Annotated in this window: 16 protein-coding genes; 7 read left to right on the forward strand and 9 right to left on the reverse strand. The window is 50.3% G+C overall.

From position 1 onward, the window contains the following. Positions 1 to 44 precede the first annotated feature (44 nt). The 5 genes from ORJ00_RS06030 (at position 45) to ORJ00_RS06050 (ending at position 2,607) form a co-directional block, all read left to right on the forward strand. Positions 45 to 467: a DUF4398 domain-containing protein gene (locus tag ORJ00_RS06030; RefSeq protein ID WP_027671439.1), complete on the forward strand. Its 423-nt coding sequence runs from the start codon at positions 45 to 47 to the stop codon at positions 465 to 467. After that, positions 464 to 1,426, forward strand: a complete 963-nt coding sequence (locus ORJ00_RS06035; RefSeq protein ID WP_306136222.1) for an OmpA family protein — start codon at positions 464 to 466, stop codon at positions 1,424 to 1,426. The genes ORJ00_RS06030 and ORJ00_RS06035 overlap by 4 nt, the downstream gene beginning before the upstream one ends. Positions 1,427 to 1,537: 111 nt before the next feature. After that, on the forward strand, positions 1,538 to 1,906 hold the full coding sequence (locus ORJ00_RS06040; protein ID WP_306139301.1) for a hypothetical protein: 369 nt from the start codon (positions 1,538 to 1,540) through the stop codon (positions 1,904 to 1,906). Further along, entirely contained in the window at positions 1,896 to 2,306 is a 411-nt protein-coding gene (locus ORJ00_RS06045; RefSeq protein WP_306139302.1) for a hypothetical protein, read from the forward strand. The genes ORJ00_RS06040 and ORJ00_RS06045 overlap by 11 nt, the downstream gene beginning before the upstream one ends. Before the next feature lies 1 nt (position 2,307). Then, a complete protein-coding gene (locus tag ORJ00_RS06050; protein WP_027671435.1) occupies positions 2,308 to 2,607 on the forward strand; it encodes a hypothetical protein in 300 nt (99 codons plus the stop codon). Here the strand turns inward: ORJ00_RS06050 and ORJ00_RS06055 are convergent. From ORJ00_RS06055 to ORJ00_RS06070, 4 genes are all read right to left on the reverse strand, one after another. Further along, on the reverse strand, positions 2,584 to 3,342 hold the full coding sequence (locus ORJ00_RS06055; protein WP_305976504.1) for a Crp/Fnr family transcriptional regulator: 759 nt from the start codon (positions 3,340 to 3,342) through the stop codon (positions 2,584 to 2,586). The genes ORJ00_RS06050 and ORJ00_RS06055 overlap by 24 nt on opposite strands. Positions 3,343 to 3,455: 113 nt before the next feature. Next, complete coding sequence (locus ORJ00_RS06060; RefSeq protein WP_306139303.1) at positions 3,456 to 12,086, reverse strand: glycoside hydrolase family 94 protein; 8,631 nt, start codon at positions 12,084 to 12,086, stop codon at positions 3,456 to 3,458. A gap of 216 nt (positions 12,087 to 12,302) precedes the next feature. Beyond that, entirely contained in the window at positions 12,303 to 13,079 is a 777-nt protein-coding gene (locus tag ORJ00_RS06065; RefSeq protein WP_306126454.1) for a Crp/Fnr family transcriptional regulator, read from the reverse strand. 92 nt (positions 13,080 to 13,171) lie between these two features. Beyond that, positions 13,172 to 13,483, reverse strand: a complete 312-nt coding sequence (locus tag ORJ00_RS06070; protein ID WP_027671433.1) for a BON domain-containing protein — start codon at positions 13,481 to 13,483, stop codon at positions 13,172 to 13,174. 189 nt (positions 13,484 to 13,672) lie between these two features. Here ORJ00_RS06070 and ORJ00_RS06075 point away from each other — a divergent pair, with 189 nt between their 5' ends. Further along, complete coding sequence (locus ORJ00_RS06075) at positions 13,673 to 13,819, forward strand: lmo0937 family membrane protein (RefSeq protein WP_156885976.1); 147 nt, start codon at positions 13,673 to 13,675, stop codon at positions 13,817 to 13,819. Positions 13,820 to 13,836: 17 nt separating this feature from the next. Here the strand turns inward: ORJ00_RS06075 and ORJ00_RS06080 are convergent, their stop codons facing one another. Both ORJ00_RS06080 and ORJ00_RS06085 read right to left on the reverse strand, forming a co-directional pair. Then, entirely contained in the window at positions 13,837 to 14,085 is a 249-nt protein-coding gene (locus ORJ00_RS06080; RefSeq protein WP_027671432.1) for a GNAT family N-acetyltransferase, read from the reverse strand. Continuing rightward, on the reverse strand, positions 14,082 to 14,348 hold the full coding sequence (locus ORJ00_RS06085; RefSeq protein ID WP_305976501.1) for a hypothetical protein: 267 nt from the start codon (positions 14,346 to 14,348) through the stop codon (positions 14,082 to 14,084). The genes ORJ00_RS06080 and ORJ00_RS06085 overlap by 4 nt, the downstream gene beginning before the upstream one ends. Before the next feature lie 149 nt (positions 14,349 to 14,497). On the opposite strand from ORJ00_RS06085, the gene ORJ00_RS06090 reads away from it, so the two are divergent. After that, on the forward strand, positions 14,498 to 15,739 hold the full coding sequence (locus ORJ00_RS06090; RefSeq protein WP_306139304.1) for an NRAMP family divalent metal transporter: 1,242 nt from the start codon (positions 14,498 to 14,500) through the stop codon (positions 15,737 to 15,739). A gap of 3 nt (positions 15,740 to 15,742) precedes the next feature. Here ORJ00_RS06090 and ORJ00_RS06095 read toward each other — a convergent pair whose 3' ends face one another. The 3 genes from ORJ00_RS06095 to ilvN form a co-directional block, all read right to left on the reverse strand. After that, positions 15,743 to 17,137, reverse strand: coding sequence for a hypothetical protein (locus ORJ00_RS06095; protein ID WP_306139305.1), 1,395 nt, complete (start codon positions 17,135 to 17,137; stop codon positions 15,743 to 15,745). Between the two features lie 120 nt (positions 17,138 to 17,257). Continuing rightward, on the reverse strand, positions 17,258 to 18,034 hold the full coding sequence (locus ORJ00_RS06100; RefSeq protein WP_306139306.1) for a transporter substrate-binding domain-containing protein: 777 nt from the start codon (positions 18,032 to 18,034) through the stop codon (positions 17,258 to 17,260). Between the two features lie 75 nt (positions 18,035 to 18,109). Beyond that, complete coding sequence (gene ilvN / locus ORJ00_RS06105; RefSeq protein WP_305976497.1) at positions 18,110 to 18,601, reverse strand: acetolactate synthase small subunit; 492 nt, start codon at positions 18,599 to 18,601, stop codon at positions 18,110 to 18,112.

Below are 18,601 nucleotides of genomic sequence, written 5' to 3' on the forward strand. Positions count from 1 at the left end.
CAGGGTGCACTTTTGCTGCAGCCAGGGTTTATCAGGAGCCACCGATGAAAACATCCACTATTAATTCTGCATTTATTTCCTTTCCGTTATACCGAAGCGCTGCCAAAAGCAGTTTTTTGCTTGCGGCTTTATTGCTAGCGGCTTGTTCTGCTTCACCTAAGGTGCCGTTGGCAGAAATTGCGTCGGCAGAGCAGGCTATTGCTAATGCTGAGCGCGCTCAGGTTATTCGTTACACCAGTACTGAGTTAAATACTGCGCGTACTGAGTTGACGGCGGCGCGCAATGCGGTACTGGCAGACAACCTGCCGCAGGCACAGCGGCTTGCACTGCAAGCCCAGCTTAGCGCTGAGTTGGCCATAGCTCAGGCAGACTTGCTTAAAGCCCAGGCAGTTAATAAAGATATGCAGCAAAGCATTGATGCGGTGCAGCAAGAAGCTCAGCGAAACCTATCCGGAGGCACCCTATGAACGCCATTAAACATTATGCTAAAACCGTGTTGAGCTTAAGTGTCGTTAGCCTGTTTCTGGCGGGCTGCGCAACCGCACCCAGCAGGCCCGAGGGGGCAGCAAATGTTCGCCAACAACTGACTACGTTGCAAAGCAATAGGCAACTGGCGGTGTTGGCACCATTGGCGATAAAAGACGCGGAACTTGCTGTTATTGCAGCAGAAAAGCCAGAAAAAAATACCCTGCTGGCCAACCATAGAGTCATTATGGCAGAGCGAAAAGTGACGATGGCCAGCACAGAGGCGCAAACCCGGCAGTTGGAGTTAGAGCGAAGTGGATTAAGCCAGCAACGTGATGCGGTAAGGCTAGATGCACGGACGCGTGAGGCCGCCAATGCGCGAGCTGATGCTAATGATGCACGCAGTGACGCCGAGTTTTCCCGCACGCAGGCCAGTAATGCCAGAGCTGAAGCCACTAAAGCGCGTGAGGCCGAAAGTGCGGCAGCAGGTAGAGAAAATGCCGCTGTCTTTGCCGCGGTGTCCGCTCAGCGCCAAGCCGATGCTGCGGCCGAAACGGCAACCGCGTTAAGGGAAAAAATAGCCGAACTGAATGCACGACCTACAGATCGCGGATTAGTTGTGACCTTAGGGGATGTGTTGTTTGACACCGGCCAGGCTAGTTTGAAAAACAGCAGTAGCATTCATCTTGATAAATTAGCATTGTTTTTAAATGCTTATCCGTTGCGTACCGCGCAAATAGAAGGTCATACCGACAATGTCGGCTCTGAGGCGGCGAATATACTGTTATCACAGCGCCGTGCTGATAGCGTTAAAACCTTTTTGATGGCACAAGGCATTGCAAGTAGCCGGTTGAGCGTTGCTGGTAAAGGCGAAACCAGCCCGCTGGTCAGTAATCTTTTAGCGGATGGCCGTCAGCAAAACCGCAGGGTAGAAGTGGTTATTGCCAACCTTGATGAGTAAACAAAATGTGTCCGCTAAGCGCGCTGGCGCACTGAGCCGGCGTTTACATCAGCGCATACTGGTGTCTTGACAGCGACAATGTTGCCGTTGTTGCACCAGAGCGGAGTTTTTATGGATAAGCCACTAGATACAAACAGTACCAACAACACCCACAACACCTTTAGTCGTGGTGTCGATTCCGCATCAGGCAGTATGCACCGGGCGATTGACAGCGCTGCTGATGCGGCGTCACCGGCCATCAAACAGATGACCACCAGGGCACACAATACGGTGGATAAAATGGCAAATGGTGCAACCCATGCCGCCGATGCGTTGGCGACAAAAAGTACGCAACTGCACCAGTTGCAGCACCAACTCACTGAGGGGACGCGTGCACAGGTGCGTAGCCACCCGTTGATGTCGTTGGGCATTGCACTGGCAGGCGGCGCCTTGTTCAGTTTATGGCTTAGCCGTCGCTCGGGTAGCAGTAATGCCGGCTGATACAACAAAGGCACCCGCTTCGGCGGGTGTTTCTGCATCAACTGATATCAGTGCTGCCGCCGTTGAATGGTGGAAGCAGGCCAGAGTGTTGGCATACAATCAATTGCAACTGTTTACCCTTGAGGGCGAACGGGTAGCCATTAGTATGGTGGCGCTATTGGTGTTTGGCCTACTGGCAGGCTTGCTGGCGCTGAGCCTGTGGTTTGCGGTATTGGTACAAGTTCATTTATTCGCACTGTATTGTGGTTTTTCAGCATCTCAGGCACTGCGAGTGGTGATGGTAGCCTTGTTGCTAGGGTTATGGGCGGTGCTGCGGCGCTGTCGTTATTACAGCCGCTTATTGCGCTTTCCGGCAACGATGCAAAGCCTGAAGTCTGCTGTTGCAGCAGCAGGTGAATAGTATGTCCAATCTCAATCTTCGTATCGACCAGTTACAACAGCAATTACCCCAGCAGCGTGAGCAGTTGATGGCACAAACCGCTTTGGTAAATGCGGCACTGCGCGCCAGGCTAACGTCACCAACGGTGCTGGTACTGGCAACGGTAAGCGGGGCCTTTATCGGGTTATGGCTGCGTAAACATGATGGCAGTGAGGCAGATATTGCTCAGCATAGCACTGGGCATACCCCGTATACTTCAGTGTTGTGGCAAAGCGTATTTCAGCACAGCATTCGCGAGCTATGGCGTTCCTTGCTTAGCTGACCGCCGTTGCATGTTATCTGCGGTGGGTTCGCCGAGTAGTCGCCGGTAGTCATCTTGCCCTGCCTGATAACATTCGCATGCCGCATGCTGCAGCGCATCACGGTTTAAAATACTTATCATCCCTCTACTGTAACTAATCAGTTGTTGCTGCTGCATAATGCCGGCGGCAACGGTTACACCACTGCGTCGCACGCCAAGCATATCGGCCAAAAACTGGTGTGTTAGGTGAAAACTGTGGCTATGTGCCCGGTCATAGCTCATTAATAACCAGCGTGCCAGGCGTGAATCCAGCTCATGAAAATGCGCACAGGCAGCATTTTGTGATAATTGCGACAACAGTACAAATAAGTACTGCTGTAATAAATGCTGTAATTGTGGACACTGCAACAGCAATTGCTGCAAGGTGGCAAGGTTAATACGCCAGGCAGTGCCAGCGCCTTGCACTACCGCCTGCATAGGCGCTGTAGTAATCCCCAGTGCCAGCGTAACGCCCAGCATACCTTCATTACCAATTAACCCCATCTCTAAGGGTTTATGCCCGGTCACTTTCGTTACCAGTGAAATAAAGCCACTAAGCGGGAAATATAAGTAGCGGTAGTGCTGCTGGCTTTCGCACAACACACTACCAAATTCCAACTCGACAACTTCACAATGTTGCAATAGCAATATTCGTTCTTGCTCTGAGAGCAAATTAACCAAATGATTAGTGATCGGCGCATAGGGTAATGCCGACATGGCGGAGGCCTTTAGCACGGGCGTTGCCAAATTGGCACAAGACAGGTGCTGTGCCGCCTTGAAAGCTGATTATACGCCCCGCCATACTGGCGTTCTGTGCGCTACGGCACGCATTAATTGCTAACTTGCATGCGCCAGCTTAGCGTGTGGCTGTTGTTATCCAGCGCCAATATAATGCAGGTTGTGCTAACAAATATTGCTGAACCGGCTTTAACCACATTGTCATCCAGTGTTAATACCGCTTGTGTAGAAGTAAGCGTACTCTGCTGGCTAATATGTATTGTATAACGGCTGCTGCCAATATTAACGGTAGCGCTAAAACCAGGCCAATCTGCGGGTAAACAAGGTGCCAGGCGAATATGGTTGCCATGACGGGTTAAGCCAAGCAGGCTTTCAATGCCGGTACGATACATCCAGCCTGCAGCACCGGTGTACCAGCTCCAGCCACCACGGCCAATATGCGGTGCCACTGAATAGATATCCGCCGCGACAACATAGGGTTCAACTTGATAGCGGTTAACGTCTGCTGGTGTAAGCGCATGATTTAGCGGATTTAACATGCTAAACAGTTGATGGGCGGTAGCAGCTTGCCCCAGTTTGGCAAACGCCATGACAACCCACATAGCCGCATGGCTGTACTGGCCGCCGTTTTCTCTTAATCCTGGTGGGTAACCTTTAATGTAGCCAGGGTTGCGTGAAGTTTGGTCAAATGGCGGGGTAAACAGCAATAATAACTGTTGCTGCTGTTTTACCAGCTGTTGTTCTACAGCCGCCATAGCTTGTTGTGCGCGTGCGGGTTCTGCTGCCTCTGATAGCACGGCCCAGGATTGTGCAATCGAATCTATCTTACACTCTTCGCTATGCTGGCTGCCCAGCCAGCTCCCGTCGTCAAAAGTAGCACGTTTATACCAGTTATCATCCCAACCATACTGTTCCAGCGCATTGAGCAATTTGGTGCTGTGGTCTTGCCATACAACCGCGCGCGGGTCGTTGCGCGCCGTGGCTAGCGGCATAAACTGGCGTAATGTGAAGTGCAGCAGCCAGCCCAGCCAAATGCTTTCGCCTTTACCCTCGTTGCCCACCTGGTCCATACCGTCGTTCCAGTCACCACTGCCGATAAGCGGTAAACCGCGATTGCTGCTAAGGACAATGGCTTGATCAAGGCCGCGGGCACAATGCTCAAACAGTGGCGCGGTGGCGTCGGTTGGCATGGGTTGAAAAAAGGCATCATGCTGGTGTGGCCCCAGCGGTGGGCCTTGCAAAAACGGGATCTTGTTATCTAACACGTCGATATCACCTGAGGTAGCAATATAGCGGGCACAGGCAAAAGCTAACCAGACTCTGTCATCAGAAATACGGCTGCGTACGCCCTGGCCGCTATGCGGTAGCCACCAGTGCTGTACGTCACCCTCAGCGAATTGACGTTGTGCCGCGCGCAATAAGTGCGCCCGGGTAAGTTCTGGTGTGCAAAAGCTTAGGGCCATCGTATCTTGCAGTTGGTCGCGAAAGCCATAGGCGCCACTGGCTTGATAGAATGCGGCGCGGGCATAAATGCGACAGGCAATGGTTTGATACAATAACCAGCCGTTAAGCATAATATCCATGGCGCGATCGGGCGTTTTAACCTGTACTGCCTGCAGTAATTGTTGCCAGTGTTGGTGCACTTGTGTCAATACGGCGGTTAAATCTGCTTGTCTATAATGCTGTACCAGCGCCAGAGCGCTGGCTTTGTCGGCCGTTTGGCCAAGAAAAAACACCAGTTCTATTTGTTCGCCGGGTGCCAGGTTAACGCTGTGCTGCAATACCGCGCAGGGGTCCAGCGCGGCACCACTGCTACCGCTAAGTGCGAGTTGCTGAATCAGTGCTTGTGGCCGACTATTGCTTTGGTTACGACCAATAAACTCGGCGCGATCGGCAGTCCAGCCAGACAGTGGCGTGCTACTGCCCAGCGCGGCGAAGGCGACTCTGCCGGCAAACGCGGTCTGCCAGGGGTTTTGTGCCAGCAACACCTTGTTGTCATGATCAAACTCACTAATTAAGTACGGCGCACTGGCGGCGCGATCGCGGCCCAGCACCCATTCTGCGTAGGCGGTAACCTGCAGTTTTCGCTGTGTTGTGCCGGTGTTGTGTAACGTTAGACGGGAAATCTTTATTGGATGGTCCAGCGGGACGTATTGCAGCAAGCTAAGCCTGATCCCACTGGCCTGATGTTGAAAACGGCTGTAGCCAAAGCCATGGCAGGCACGACGGTGGCCACCGTCGTTAATCGGCGAGCTGGAAGCCGTAAACAGCTCGCCACTTATTTCATCTTGCACATAAAGGGCTTCACCACTGGGGTCGATAACCGGATCATTTGACCAGGGCGTTAACTGGTTTTCGCGGCTACTTTCGGCCCAGCAATAACCACTGCCACTAGCCGACACCTGAAAACCAAACTGGGCATTGGCAATCACATTTAGCCAAGGCATAGGCGTGCGTTGGTAATTATGCAGCAAGATAACGTATTCGCGGCCATTACTGGCAAAGCCGCCTAAACCATTAAAAAACTCTAAATCTGTACTCAGGTAGTCAGCGGTCGCACGGCTATATATGTTGCCCTGCGGATTGGCGGGCGTTGGTAGTGTTTTAACCGGCGCGGCAGGCTGCAGGGTTGGTGCGGCAGCGAAGCGCTGCAGTTGGCGCTGTAAAGTGCCACGCCGTGCATACAATACTACCCGGGCGATGGACGCCAGTAAGGCCCTGCTGCTCACGTTCATTAAGTCGCCGCGTAATGTATAGACATTGCCATTGGCAAGCTGCGGTACATTTTCCAGCGGCATCGCTGTTGGCCGACTTTGGCTGCTGCGTACTAACGCCTCTATCGCCGATTGTAAATCTTGAATATAAGAATTAGCGCGCTCATTAATTATCACCAGATCAATGGGTAGCCGTTTCAAACGCCAATACTCGTGTGCACGCAACAACTGGCGCACGGTATCCAAGTCTTCTGCATCGTCAATGTGCAGTAATACGATGGGCAAATCACCCGATATGCCATGTTGCCAGATGCCTGACTGTGGGCCTGCACCACGGCTTATAGCCGCAGGCGGTGCCCGAAAATGACTGTCGTGGTAAAGCAATGGCGCAGTTAGGCGCTGGAACAGCGCGGCTTCAGCCACGGTGATACCCAGATGACGCAATTGCACCTGGGCCAGTGTCCAGGCCAGGGTTGCGGCGCGTTCAAAAGCACTGTATTCGTTATGTTGGCTGATCAGTTGCAGCAGTTCGTCACGAGAGCGGGCAACCAAGGTCCAAAAAGCGACTTTCAGTTGTTTGCCAGGCGCCAGCGTTACCGAAGGGCGCAAACTGAGAATGGGGTCAAGTACCGTACCGCTACTGTTGCTTAATGGTTGGTTGTGTTGCATGGCATCTGCGTGTTGCAGGCTGGTGCCCTTGCCATAAAACTTTGCCCGGTCTGTTTCGTATTGCAATGGGGCGCTGCTGGAGCCTTCAAGCACGACAAAATGCCCCAGCCAGATTGGCTGTTCCTGGGCGGTTCTTGGCCGACGCGTCGCAATAATAGCGCCATATTCGCTGACAAACTCCGTTTGGACAAATAACTTAGAAAATGCCGGATGCGCGTTGTCGCTGGCGGCGCTGCTAAGCACCAGTTCGGCGTAGGAGGTAAGTTCCAGCTGCTGTTCTTGTTGGCTGTGATTACACAAGCTAATGCAGCGTACTTCACCATTGTGCTCGGACGACACCACAACGGTGAGCTTGGCGCTAATATTGGGCTGTTGCACGCTAAATTCAGCACTGTCTTCGCTAAAGGTGGCCACATGTTTATGCTGGGCGGGGGCGTTGTTTGTCGGAAAAGGCTGTAGGCTGGCGGCCCACGCCAGCGCGTTACTACGCTGGCGCAACAAAATGTAGCTGCCGCAGTTGTCCAGGCTGCTGTCGGCGTGCCAGCGCGTTATGGCAATGCCACGCCAATGGCTGTAGCCACTGCCTGCCGCACTTAGCATTACGCTATAATTGCCATTGCTCAGCAGATGGGTGTGAGGTGAGCCTGGGGCTGTTGGGTCTAACCGGCGCTCGGTGAGCGACTCACTGCTGATGCCTGCAGCAATGGTTACCGCCTCGGCTTTGGGGTGAATGTTCAACACGTCGCGTGGTACGCGCTCTTGCAGCAACAGATCGCAGGCGCTGATCATGGGTTCGCGATGGAACCGGCTTCGCATCACACCCTGCTGTAGTGTGTTCAATATGGCAATTAAGGTCATGCCTTGATGATGTGCCATAAAACTTTGCACCAATACCGGCTTTTCAAGATCAGGTAAGCGTGTGGGGGTATAATCAATAGCTTCAAAGAAACCATAGTCAGCAAGGGCGCCCATTTTTTCCAGCCTGGCAAAGTTGTCGCATGCAGCGGGTGCATCCACCATACTGGCTAATGCAGTGGCGTAAGGGGCAATCACCAGATTTTGCGCCAGCCCGCGCTTTAACCCCAAGCCTGGCACGCCAAAATTAGAATACTGATAAGTTAGGTGCAAATCACGGGCATTGTAGGCAGATTCAGATATACCCCAGGGGATATGGTGTTGCCTGGCATAGCTAATTTGCCGCGCCACAATAAGCCTGTTGCTTTGCTCCAGCAAACTGCCCACAGCAGCACGCATTACCAGTGAGGGCATAAGGTATTCAAACATAGAACCAGACCAGGATAACAGCGCTGCGCCTGCACCCAGTGGCGTAGCGCTTCGACCGAGCCGGAACCAATGTTTACTGTCGATATCGCCCTTTGCAATGGCAAATAAGCTAGCGAGGCGTGCCTCGGAGGCAAGTAAATCATAGCAGCTACTGTCGAGTTGATTATCGGGGACCGCATAACCAATCGAGAGCAAATTACGCTCGGTATTCACTAAAAAGGCAAAATTCATTTGCATTGCCATGTCACGGCTTTGTGTTGCCAACGCCGCTAAGCGCTGTCTTAAGCGGCGCTGCTCACCTTCATAAGCCTGATAATCCTGATGATGCTGATTAAGTGTCTGCACGAAAGCTTGTAAATAAAACTGCAGGTTAGGGTTAGTATTGCTGCTGGCCTCCTCTGCGTGAACATCTGTGGTTTGCTCGGAGTATAGCGTTAGCGCGCTGCTGGCTAGCGCCAATAAGGTATTATGTCGCGCGGCAAGGTTAACGGGCGTAGAGAGTAAGTGTGCTAGCTGCTGCAATGTACGGTGTAACGGGGAGTAATACGCTACTTCGTGATCACCATCTTGCAGACTAAGTTGGGCTAATGCCAGGGTATCCGATAGTCCTTGCAGCGCCAGCGGTGCTGATAAATCTTGCTGCCAGTCTTCCAAACTATTCGCCAGCGCCAACAAATGCCCGGCTAAATTGCCGCTGTCGACCGAAGAAATATAGGCCGGGGCTAACGGTTGCAGGCTCTGGGTGTCATACCAGTTAAAAAAGTGTCCCTTAAACAAACTTAGCTGCTGCAAGGTAGCAAAGGTGTGTTCCAGTTTTTCTGCGCTGGCGGTGGTGCCAAGCCAGCCAAAATCACGCGCGGTAATTATCGACAACAAGTACATGCCAATATTTGTTGGTGAAGTACGGTGAGCAATAACGGGCTCGGGGAGTTGCTGAAAGTTATCTGGTGGTAACCAATTATCTTCAGCAGTGACGAAGCGTTCGAAAAATCGCCAGGTACGACGTGCTACTAAACGCAGGTTATTCGCCTCATCGACTGACAGCGGTAGCGTTTTCTGCTGGTTTGTTGGCAGGCTAAGCCAATACATCAGCGCGGGAGCAAGGCTCCACAGCGTTAGAAATGGCATCAACAACACAACATTATGTGGCGCCCACCACACCACCATACCGCCACTTAACCAGGCCAATAACACCCCCGGTGTCATTTGGCGATAGTAGCCAGCCAGCGTAAGCCGTTGCTGAGCGCCATTTTGCGCGGCGGTAACCCATTGCAGCAGATGTTGACGGCTAAATTGCAACCGCCACAGCGTAATGCCAACGGCATGGCTCATTCGCCAGGCTTGATCGGCAAGTAACACAATATTTAGCATGCTTTGCGTCAGCGTTTGAGCTAAGTCGGTTAGTAGATTGCCATACAGGCTGCGAAGCTGAATAGCGCCGCCATTTTGCAGGATGCTATGGCGGGGTAGTAGCGTAAAGCGGCGGGTGAGTATGGTAGGGAGTAGCAGTATAGCCAACACCACTAACGTGGCGTTAATCGAGACAGGCATTGGCAGTAAAAGTGCCAGCAGCAGCGCAACAAAGCCGGCGGGGCTCAATAATGAGCGGCGCAGATTGTCGAGCATTTTCCAACGCCCCAGAAGCGGGATATGGGCTTTTATGCTCGACGTTGAAGCAAATATAGCCCGGCCCAACCAGGGCAGTAATTGCCAATCGCCACGGGTCCAGCGATGTTGCCGTTTTACCGCGACATCATAGCGGGTGGGGAAGTCTTCCACTACTTCGACATCTGACACCAAACCGGCCCGGGCAAATATGCCTTCAAACAGGTCATGGCTTAACATGCTGTTGTCAGGTACGCGGCGGTGCAGGGCGGCACTAAAGGCATCGACGTCATAAATGCCTTTGCCGGTAAAAGAGCCTTCAGTAAATAAATCCTGATATAAATCTGATACCGCGCTGGCGTAGGGGTCAATGCCCGCTGGGCCAGAACTTAAGCGCAAATAACGCGAGCTCTGGCCGGTTAATGCCAGCGCTGGAGTTACCCTGGGCTGTAACACACCGTAGCCAGCAATTACCCGTTGCTGCAGGGGACAAAACTGTGGCTGATTCAGCGGGTGTGCCATTTTCCCCACCAGTTTAATGGCCGCATTACGCGGCAAGCGGGTATCGGCATCCAGTGTAATGACGTAACGCACATCTGCTGGCACCAGGTTAGACAGCTGTGGATATTCTGCGCTGCTGCCACAAAACAGGTTTTCGCCAGTACCTCGCAATAGTAGGTTTAAGGCGACCAACTTGCCGCGTTTACGCTCGTGGCCCATCCAGGTGTTTTCACTGGGGTTATATTCACGTGTGCGGTGCAGTAATAGAAACCGTGGCCCGGCAAGGCCTATACCATAACGCTGGTTTAACGTGACCATACCCGTTATTGCTTGTTGCACCAGGGCATGGTCGGTTGACAGGTGTTGCGTTGGCGCGTCAGTAAAATCTGTCAGCAGGGCAAAGCTAATATCGCCAACGCCAGCTGCCAGATAATGTTCTTCTAACCGCTGCAGTTGTTGGCGTAGATCTGCGCTGCTGGTAATTAACGTGGGTACTACAAGCAGCGTACGCAGTGCTGACGGTATGCCCTCTGACAGCGCCAGTGCCGGTAGCAGTTTAGCACTGCTGTAACGGCTAGTGATATTTTGTAGTAAGGCGCTGGCCAATTCACTAAGTGGAATGGCCGCAACCAGCACGAGCCAAAACCATTGCAGGCCCGTTGTGCCAAGTAACTCACCAACGAACAGTAACAATAGGATGCTAAGCAGCGAAAACACGGACAAATATGCTGCCACACCGCCTTTGGCAATGGCGAAGCGTAACCAAAATTTAATGTTGCGTTTAATGTTTAACTGGCGTGCTAATGCGGCTTTGCCGTTGCCAAGTAAATAGTAGCCGCAGTCTGCTTGCCGTGCTTGCTGTACCGGGTCTTCGCAGTGCGCGGCGGCAATGCTGGCATTGTGTAACACGGTGGCGGTAACCTGTTGTTCTGTGCATTTTGCACTACGAGCCAGTTGTTCGATGGCGTTGCGATACAGATTACGGCTGGCAAAGTCCATTTCTGCAAAGCGACTGCCCGCAACCAGTTGTTGATCCACCAGACTTACGCTTTCAAACAAGTCAGCCCAGTCGATAGCGGAGATACGGCGCATGCTGGTAATAACATTTCGCACGCTGACATTGGACGCCCCGAGTCGTTGCTGGGCGCGAAATACCACATCATCGATACTGTCTTCACGCTGGCTGAGTTGTTGGCTAAGCCAATGCAAAGCCGGGGTGACACTGGGATCTTGATCTCGCAGCCGCTTGGCCAGTTGGGCGGCAAAGTTATCATTAAGCGGGATGTCGTATTTTCGAACTTCGTCTTGCCACTGTACACCGGCAATTAAGGCATCAGCGAGGGCGTCGGCCGCAGCGCGTTGTTGCAAACCAAGGCTAATTTGATCGGTTAATCGGCGTAGGTTTTCAATTAATACAATGCGCAGCGTAATGGCTATGGCCCAAAGTTCACCAATGCTTAGTGCTTGTACTTGCTGATAAGCCGTTAAAAAGCGTGTCAAAACAGCCGGGTCAAAATGGCTGTCGGTATGAGCAATAAATGCCCAGGCAATACCTAATACCCGTGGGTAGCCGCGAAAAGGGCCGTTGGCCAGTTTGGGCAGTTGCCGGTAATACCCCGGCGGTAGATCGTCACGAATTTCACGGATTTGTTGCTCAACAATATGGTAGTTGTCGAGTAGCCATTCTGCCGCTGGCACAATGCTATGACCTTTCTGCAGTTCAGCCGCACTAACATGATATGCGGCTAGCAGAATATTGGCGTTCGCGGTAAGCCGTTGTTGTAATGCCGGGCGGCAGTATTGGCGTAGCTGTGGTAAAACACCCTTGTTGCTGTCAACGGGCTGTGCTGCAGCCAAACTGTGGGCGTGCTGCTCCAGGCGTTCAACGCTAAATAGCTCGGCGCGTATCGGCGTGGTTTGCTGCCACAGTTCGGCAGAAAACCACAGCATGTTGTATGTGCGCAGCACGAAGAACGGATAAGCAAAAACTGTGCAGACAGACCTCCACACCGTTAGGCTGACGGTTCGAATAAATAAAGGCATAATAACCTGTAGCGAATTGCGTTGAGAGAGGCAAAGTAGCTTAGCGCTGGCTTAATGCGCTGTCGGTGCGTTGTCGTACATAGTTAACGCGAGGGCAAAATACTTAAAGAAAACCTGCCAGTGCTAATTGGTTACTGCCGTATTGGAAAGAGTGGCTTTGTTATGGTCATTTGGCAGTAAGCGGTCTGTTTCAGCTTTTACAACGGCATAGCATTCGCAGCTAAGCGCTTCCAGTTTTCCCCGGTTGGTTACGGTAATATGGCCACGGCTGTAGTCAATTACGCCTTGCTTATGCAGACGACCTGCCGCTTCGGTTACGCCTTCGCGGCGCACGCCAAGCATGTTCGCGATAAGCTCTTGTGTCATCACCAGATGGTTGCCTTTTAACCGGTCTAATGACAGCAATAACCATCGACACAATTGTTGCTCAATGCTGTGATGGCGGTTGCATACTGCGGTTTGTGCCATTTGTGTAATTAACGCCTGGGCGTAACGCAACATTAAGTGCAGTAACTCGCCGTGGCGATTAAATTCGTCTTTCATGCGCTGACCCAGCAGGCGATAAGCAAAACCTGCGCTTTGCACCAGTGCGCGGCTGGTAGTACTTTCGCCGCCCATAAACAAGGCTACGCCAATTAAGCCGTCATAGCCGACCACTGAAATTTCTGCCGAGGAACCGTTTTCCATCACATACAGCAAGGATACGATGCAGTCGGTAGGAAAATAAACATAGCGCAATACATCACCCGATTCATACAATACCTTGCCCAGCGGCATAGGAACTAATTCCAAATGCGGCAATAAGCGTTGTTGAACTTCAACAGATAGAGCGTTAAGCAATTGATTGTCCGTTGGCTTGTGTTTTACAGCAGCGTGATGCTTTAATGCTGTTTGTAGCATAACCTTTCCTTGTTAGTGTGGCTCATGCGTAAAAGTATAGTTGAACAAACTGTTAACTCTGTGCGTTAGCGCACATAAAACAGAAACAGATATTATTTAACCCGCATGGCATTTTTTACTGCCGTTACCCCTGCAACATCACCAGCGACGCGCACCGCGGTATTAATGTCTTCTGCTGAATTAACGAAGCCACTTAACTGCACCACGCCTTTAAAGGTTTCGACATTAATTTCACTTACTTTGAGCGAGGCGGTATTTAAAATAGCCGCTTTAACTTTGGTAGTGATTACCGTGTCGTCGATATATTCGCCAGTGCCTTCGCGGGTACTGGTGGCACCACAGCCTAGCAGTGTCAGGCTGAACAAACTGAGAAAGAATAACGCATATATATTTCGGGTTGTCATTAGCGGATGCTCATTGGTAAAAAACAGTAAGCATATCGGCATAATCGCAGTAGCTCTGTGCGCCATCGCACGTTCAACATTATTTGTGTTGTGAAACGGTTTTGCTGCTGTTGTGTTGTGCAGCGCACATACAACGTTAACGCCGCACTGCATAGTTAAGCTTCATATGCCGTTAACAGGTAGAACTTTATGTTAGAAACCATCATTGTACTGCTGATTATTTTGTGGGCGCTGGGTCTGGTGTCGTCGTACACCATGGGTGGCTTTATTCATCTACTGCTGGTGCTTGCTCTGGTAGTGGTCGCCGTTCGTCTGATCCGTGGCCGCAGGATATGACCATATAATTATCCGGCTTAGCGCAGAAACTTTTGTACGTACCAGCAGCTGGCGTGTATCTGGTACTGCTGTGTCTTGGCCCAATTTAAACCATGGCGTACCAGCTGTTCTGCCAGGCCTTTACCGCGAAAGGCCGGTGGCACAAAGGTATGATGAAAATCAATGTTGTTACCGTGTAGTGTATAGTCCAGTAGGGCTTCGGCACTATCCAGTTGCAGCACAAAACGCTGCTGTGCCGTTTGATGCTGCACTTCAGGCGTGGTCATGCCTCATCACCCAGCCAGGGCGTTTCTGGCAGTTGTGCCAGATGAGCGGCATAGCGCTCTAAATTAAAACTCTGCTGGTGTTCAATCACGTCAATCATTTCCGGCGCTAAGGCACAGGCAATCAATTCAATTGCCTCGTCGCGGCTATGGCCAGTCATGCGAAGTCGTAGCAGGGTTTCAGTAACTTGCTTAGGGTAGCTATCGGCCAGTTGGTTTTCTACAACTTCAAATAACATTGCCTGATCGAGCAGCTCTTCGCTCATGTTTACCTCGGTAATGTGGTGCAATATCGCCAGTATGGAAGAATTCCCCGTGCTTGCCAATCAGTAGAAGAAAAAAGCCACGACTAATAGTAATTAGTGATGGCTTTGGCTAAGCTGGGAAACAGAAATAATCATACAGAACAATAACGATGCAACAACATACTCGCGGCTGGCGGGGCCGCTTACACGCTTTAGGCCCAGGTGTGCTGATGGCTACAGCGGCTATTGGTGGCTCGCATTTGGTGGCGTCAACTCAGGCTGGCGCGCTGTTTGGCTGGCAGCTGGCGTGGCTAATTTTGTTGGTCAATATTCTGAAGTATCCATTTTTCCGCTTTGGTGTTGAATATACCCTCACGCGCAAAGAAAGCCTGCTAATGGGGTATCAGCGTAAGGGGCGAGGCTATTTTTACAGCTTTTTAGTGCTGAATATCATTGCAGCGGTAGTGAATACCGCAGGCGTGTTACTGCTTACGGCGAGTTTGTTGCAGTATGCCTTACCGGGCAATATTTCACTGATGTTGTTGTGTTGGTCAATACTGGCTGCTTGCTTGCTTATTCTGCTACTGGGGCACTACAAGGCATTGGACAATGTCGCTAAACTGATTATGGTTTTGCTGACAATCACCACGGTTATCGCTGTTGTTATTGCCTGGCAAAACGGCGTGCAGGCTCCGGCTGACTATGTTGGCCCTTCGCCCTGGACGCTGGCCGGATTGGGCTTTTTGGTCGCATTAATGGGCTGGATGCCCGCGCCGATAGAAATATCGGCTATTAGTTCCTTGTGGCTAAAAGCCAAACAGCGACATACTCACATAACCCGTGCTCAGGGCTTGTTCGATTTTAATCTCGGTTATTGGCTTACCGCCGCCTTAGCGTTGGTGTTTTTGTCTTTGGGTGCTTTAGTGCAATACGGTAGTGAACAACCCATAGCGTTGGCTGGCAGTGCGTTTGCCCAGCAACTCATGCAAATGTACGCCAGTACTATTGGCGCTTGGTCTGAACCGTTAGTCGCCTTAATCGCTTTTTTATGTATGTTTGGCACCACCATCACGGTGCTGGACGGCTATGCCAGAACGTTACACGCTTCATTTGAGCAGTTAGGCTTGATTAAACACAAAGCAGCATTAAATTTTTGGCTATTAGCGCAAGCAGGCTGTGGTATGGCGCTTATTTTGTTTTTTAAAGCTGCGCTGGCACCCATGCTAACCTTTGCGATGACGCTGGCATTTTTAACCACGCCAGTGTTTGCCTGGCTTAATTACAGCCTGATGCGTGGCGATGGCGCCATAGTGCTAAACTGGCGGCTTAAACTGCTCAGCTGGGTTGGCTTAGCGTACTTATCGGGTTTTGCGCTGTTTTTTTTGGTTTATACGCTGTTTTTGTCAGCATAGCGCTTAAAACCATTTCACTATAAAGCTGTCGATTTTGTCGTTATCAGTAAAAGTCGCGTTTATTTCAAGCATGTCATGATAAACAACAAGTCTACCGTTAGTTTCAAAAGCATCAGGATGTTGGGTAATAAACTGCTGCCTGGTTGTAGGTAATGAAAACAGTGTCAGCAATTGCTGTAGTTGAGTTAAGCCGGAATTTTGTGTAAGAAGCGAAAACTGTACTTCGCTAAGCCCTGTTTCAGCATATACCGCAGCGAGTTCAGGCCGATACAGCTGTAATCGTTTTTGCTCTTTAGTGGTGCTGTAGTTTGTTGCCGGTAAATTATTCAGCATTTGTTCCCAGTTGGCTTTTTGCAACGGTGCCATGGCCGGTTGTGTAGCTTCAGTGCTAATGTCTTTTAGTGTCGGTAATTGTAATGCAGGTAATGGTGGTAATTCAGCATGCTCAAGGCTGATGTCGGTCAATTTTATCTGTTGCTGGGAAGATTCAATATCCAGATACTCGCTAAATATTAGTCGAATAACAGCTTGCTGTTGCTGTAATAAATATTCTGTGGCCGTTAGCTGGCTTAACGCTGTGGTGTAATGCGCCTTAAGTTCAGGTAATAGGCTGCGCTTGCTAAAAAGATTATCTAGTTGCCAGTCCGCTAATTTCGGATGGCGGTCAGCTAGCAGTTGACTGGTGAGGTCATAGGTAAAGTTTTCCGACGTATGCTTGGCCTGTACCAACTGATTATTTGCAAAAGTTAACCAGAGTTGATTGCCATAGGCCAGCATAAAATAATCGTCTTCATACTGGAAAAAGCTCTCGGCTGGTCCAAAAATGTCTTCGAGTTGTTGGCGGCTGCTACCAAGGGTTGCACCATGAAAGCCGGTATTTAAACTGATAGAGGCATCGTCGATCTCAGCTTGTTGCTTTGACGTGGCGGAAATAGTGGTATTGATAACCATCTTTATTGTGGTGTCATTTTCTGCGTTTCTATCAACCTGCCGCATGCCTTTGGTATCGAATGGCGTGGCTATAAATGGCTTAGAGTTGTCTTCGGTGCATAGCGAAATAACGTCTGCTCCAAGGCGGTAAATAATCTCTGTTTCTGCTTTTTCGTTGCTGAAAAATATTCTGTCTTTGGATAACTGCCCAATAACTTTAGTCAAGATGATGGCATCACCCTTACCTGACGCTTGTTGTTGAAGCTGTAACAAAGCGTCTTGCAGCACGTCAGCGCTTTTGCTGTTCGCATCTTGCTCGCTGCTGCCCGCTCTACTGACGGTTGTAATATGTTGTTTAACGCTATAATCACAACGTGGATAAACATCAAGTATTGGCACCAGCACAGCTGCCGGGGAGGTTGTAGTGAGCAGCGAAAGATAAATGCTAAAAATACTATTTGTTATCATTATTTTTTCTTGTCCAATGCCAAATGTTAATTAAAGTTAACATGCGACTGCGTTTAAGCCAACAGTGAATATGCAATTCGAAGATTGTGAAGTGGACAGTAATGATCACGTTACAGAGTATTAATTGGCGGGTATAAACGATTTATCCAAATTGTATTGGTTCATGACCTCAAACCACGCAGCATCTTTTTGCATTATTGCTACGATAAGGCTGAGCTCCTTGCCGAGTTTTTTATCACTGGTACTATACATTAAACGTCGTTTAACGTGCTCATGCGGGAGTTTGGCAATAAAGTAGGTGTTCTCGTCTTCGCCATGACTAAATTTATAGCGCAAGGTAGATAAACTGGTGATGGTGAAATCGCCGCGGCCAAGTCTTAACATGTCTAGCACATTATCTTCTTGCAATGTATCTACCCGGGTTAATACGCCTTGTTGCTCCGCTGCTTCTAACATGACGTAACGATAACCTTGCACACCAATGAATGTTTTCCCCTTTAGGTTTTCTAAATCATCATTTGTCACCGGGTTGGTTTTTAAGGAAATAAACACATCGTCTTCTTGCAAAATCGCTGACGTAAAACTGACTTTGTCTGCAAATTGTTTAAACCAAACTGGCTGAACACCTATCACAACATGGGGGAAAGGACGTTGAAGTATGGCGTTTATTCTTTTGCGGGGCATAAACTCGGTTTTAAAATAATAATTTTCACTATGCTGGTTCATATAATTCGCCAGGTCGAAATAGAGACCTTTTTGCTCACCAAGGTCGACGATGTAAGGTGCTTTCAAATGGTAGGTTAGCAGCAGCACTTCTTGCTTCTGTTGTGCTAAAGACGTAAAGCTGAAAAACAGCATGAGGGGAGAGAGTAATAGGTAGATTAATGCTGAGTGCATTGGCTTGTCCGTAAGTCGAGCTTCCGAACAGCATAGCGTAGGCTGGCAGCGCAAGCCAGCCCGCACTATTTACGGTTACAATGTTAAGGTTTTTTCACCGCGGGCAATACCCGAAGCGCCGCTGCGAACGACTTCAAGAATGGGCGTTGCTCCCAGTGCTTGTATAAACGCATCCAGTTTATCGCTAGTGCCTACCAATTGAATGGTGTAGGTGGCAGGGGTTACATCGATAATTTGGCCACGGAAAATATCAGCACAGCGTTTTACTTCTTCGCGTTGGCTCGCGCTGGCTTTTACCTTGACCAGCATGAGCTCACGCTCTATGTGCGCCGCTTCGCTAATATCAGATACTTTGACCACTTCAATCAGCTTATGCAGTTGCTTGCTAATTTGTTCGATGACCTGATCATTGCCATGGGTAACTAACGTCAACCGGGACAATGTGGGGTCATCTGTGGGGGCAACATTAAGTGAATCAATGTTGTAGCCGCGCTGAGCAAATAAGCCAACTAAACGTGCTAAAGCGCCAGATTCGTTTTCCAGCAGAACAGAAATAATATGCCGCAT

Source organism: Rheinheimera baltica, assembly GCF_030731985.1.
In the GTDB taxonomy this organism is placed as follows: domain Bacteria; phylum Pseudomonadota; class Gammaproteobacteria; order Enterobacterales; family Alteromonadaceae; genus Alishewanella; species Alishewanella baltica.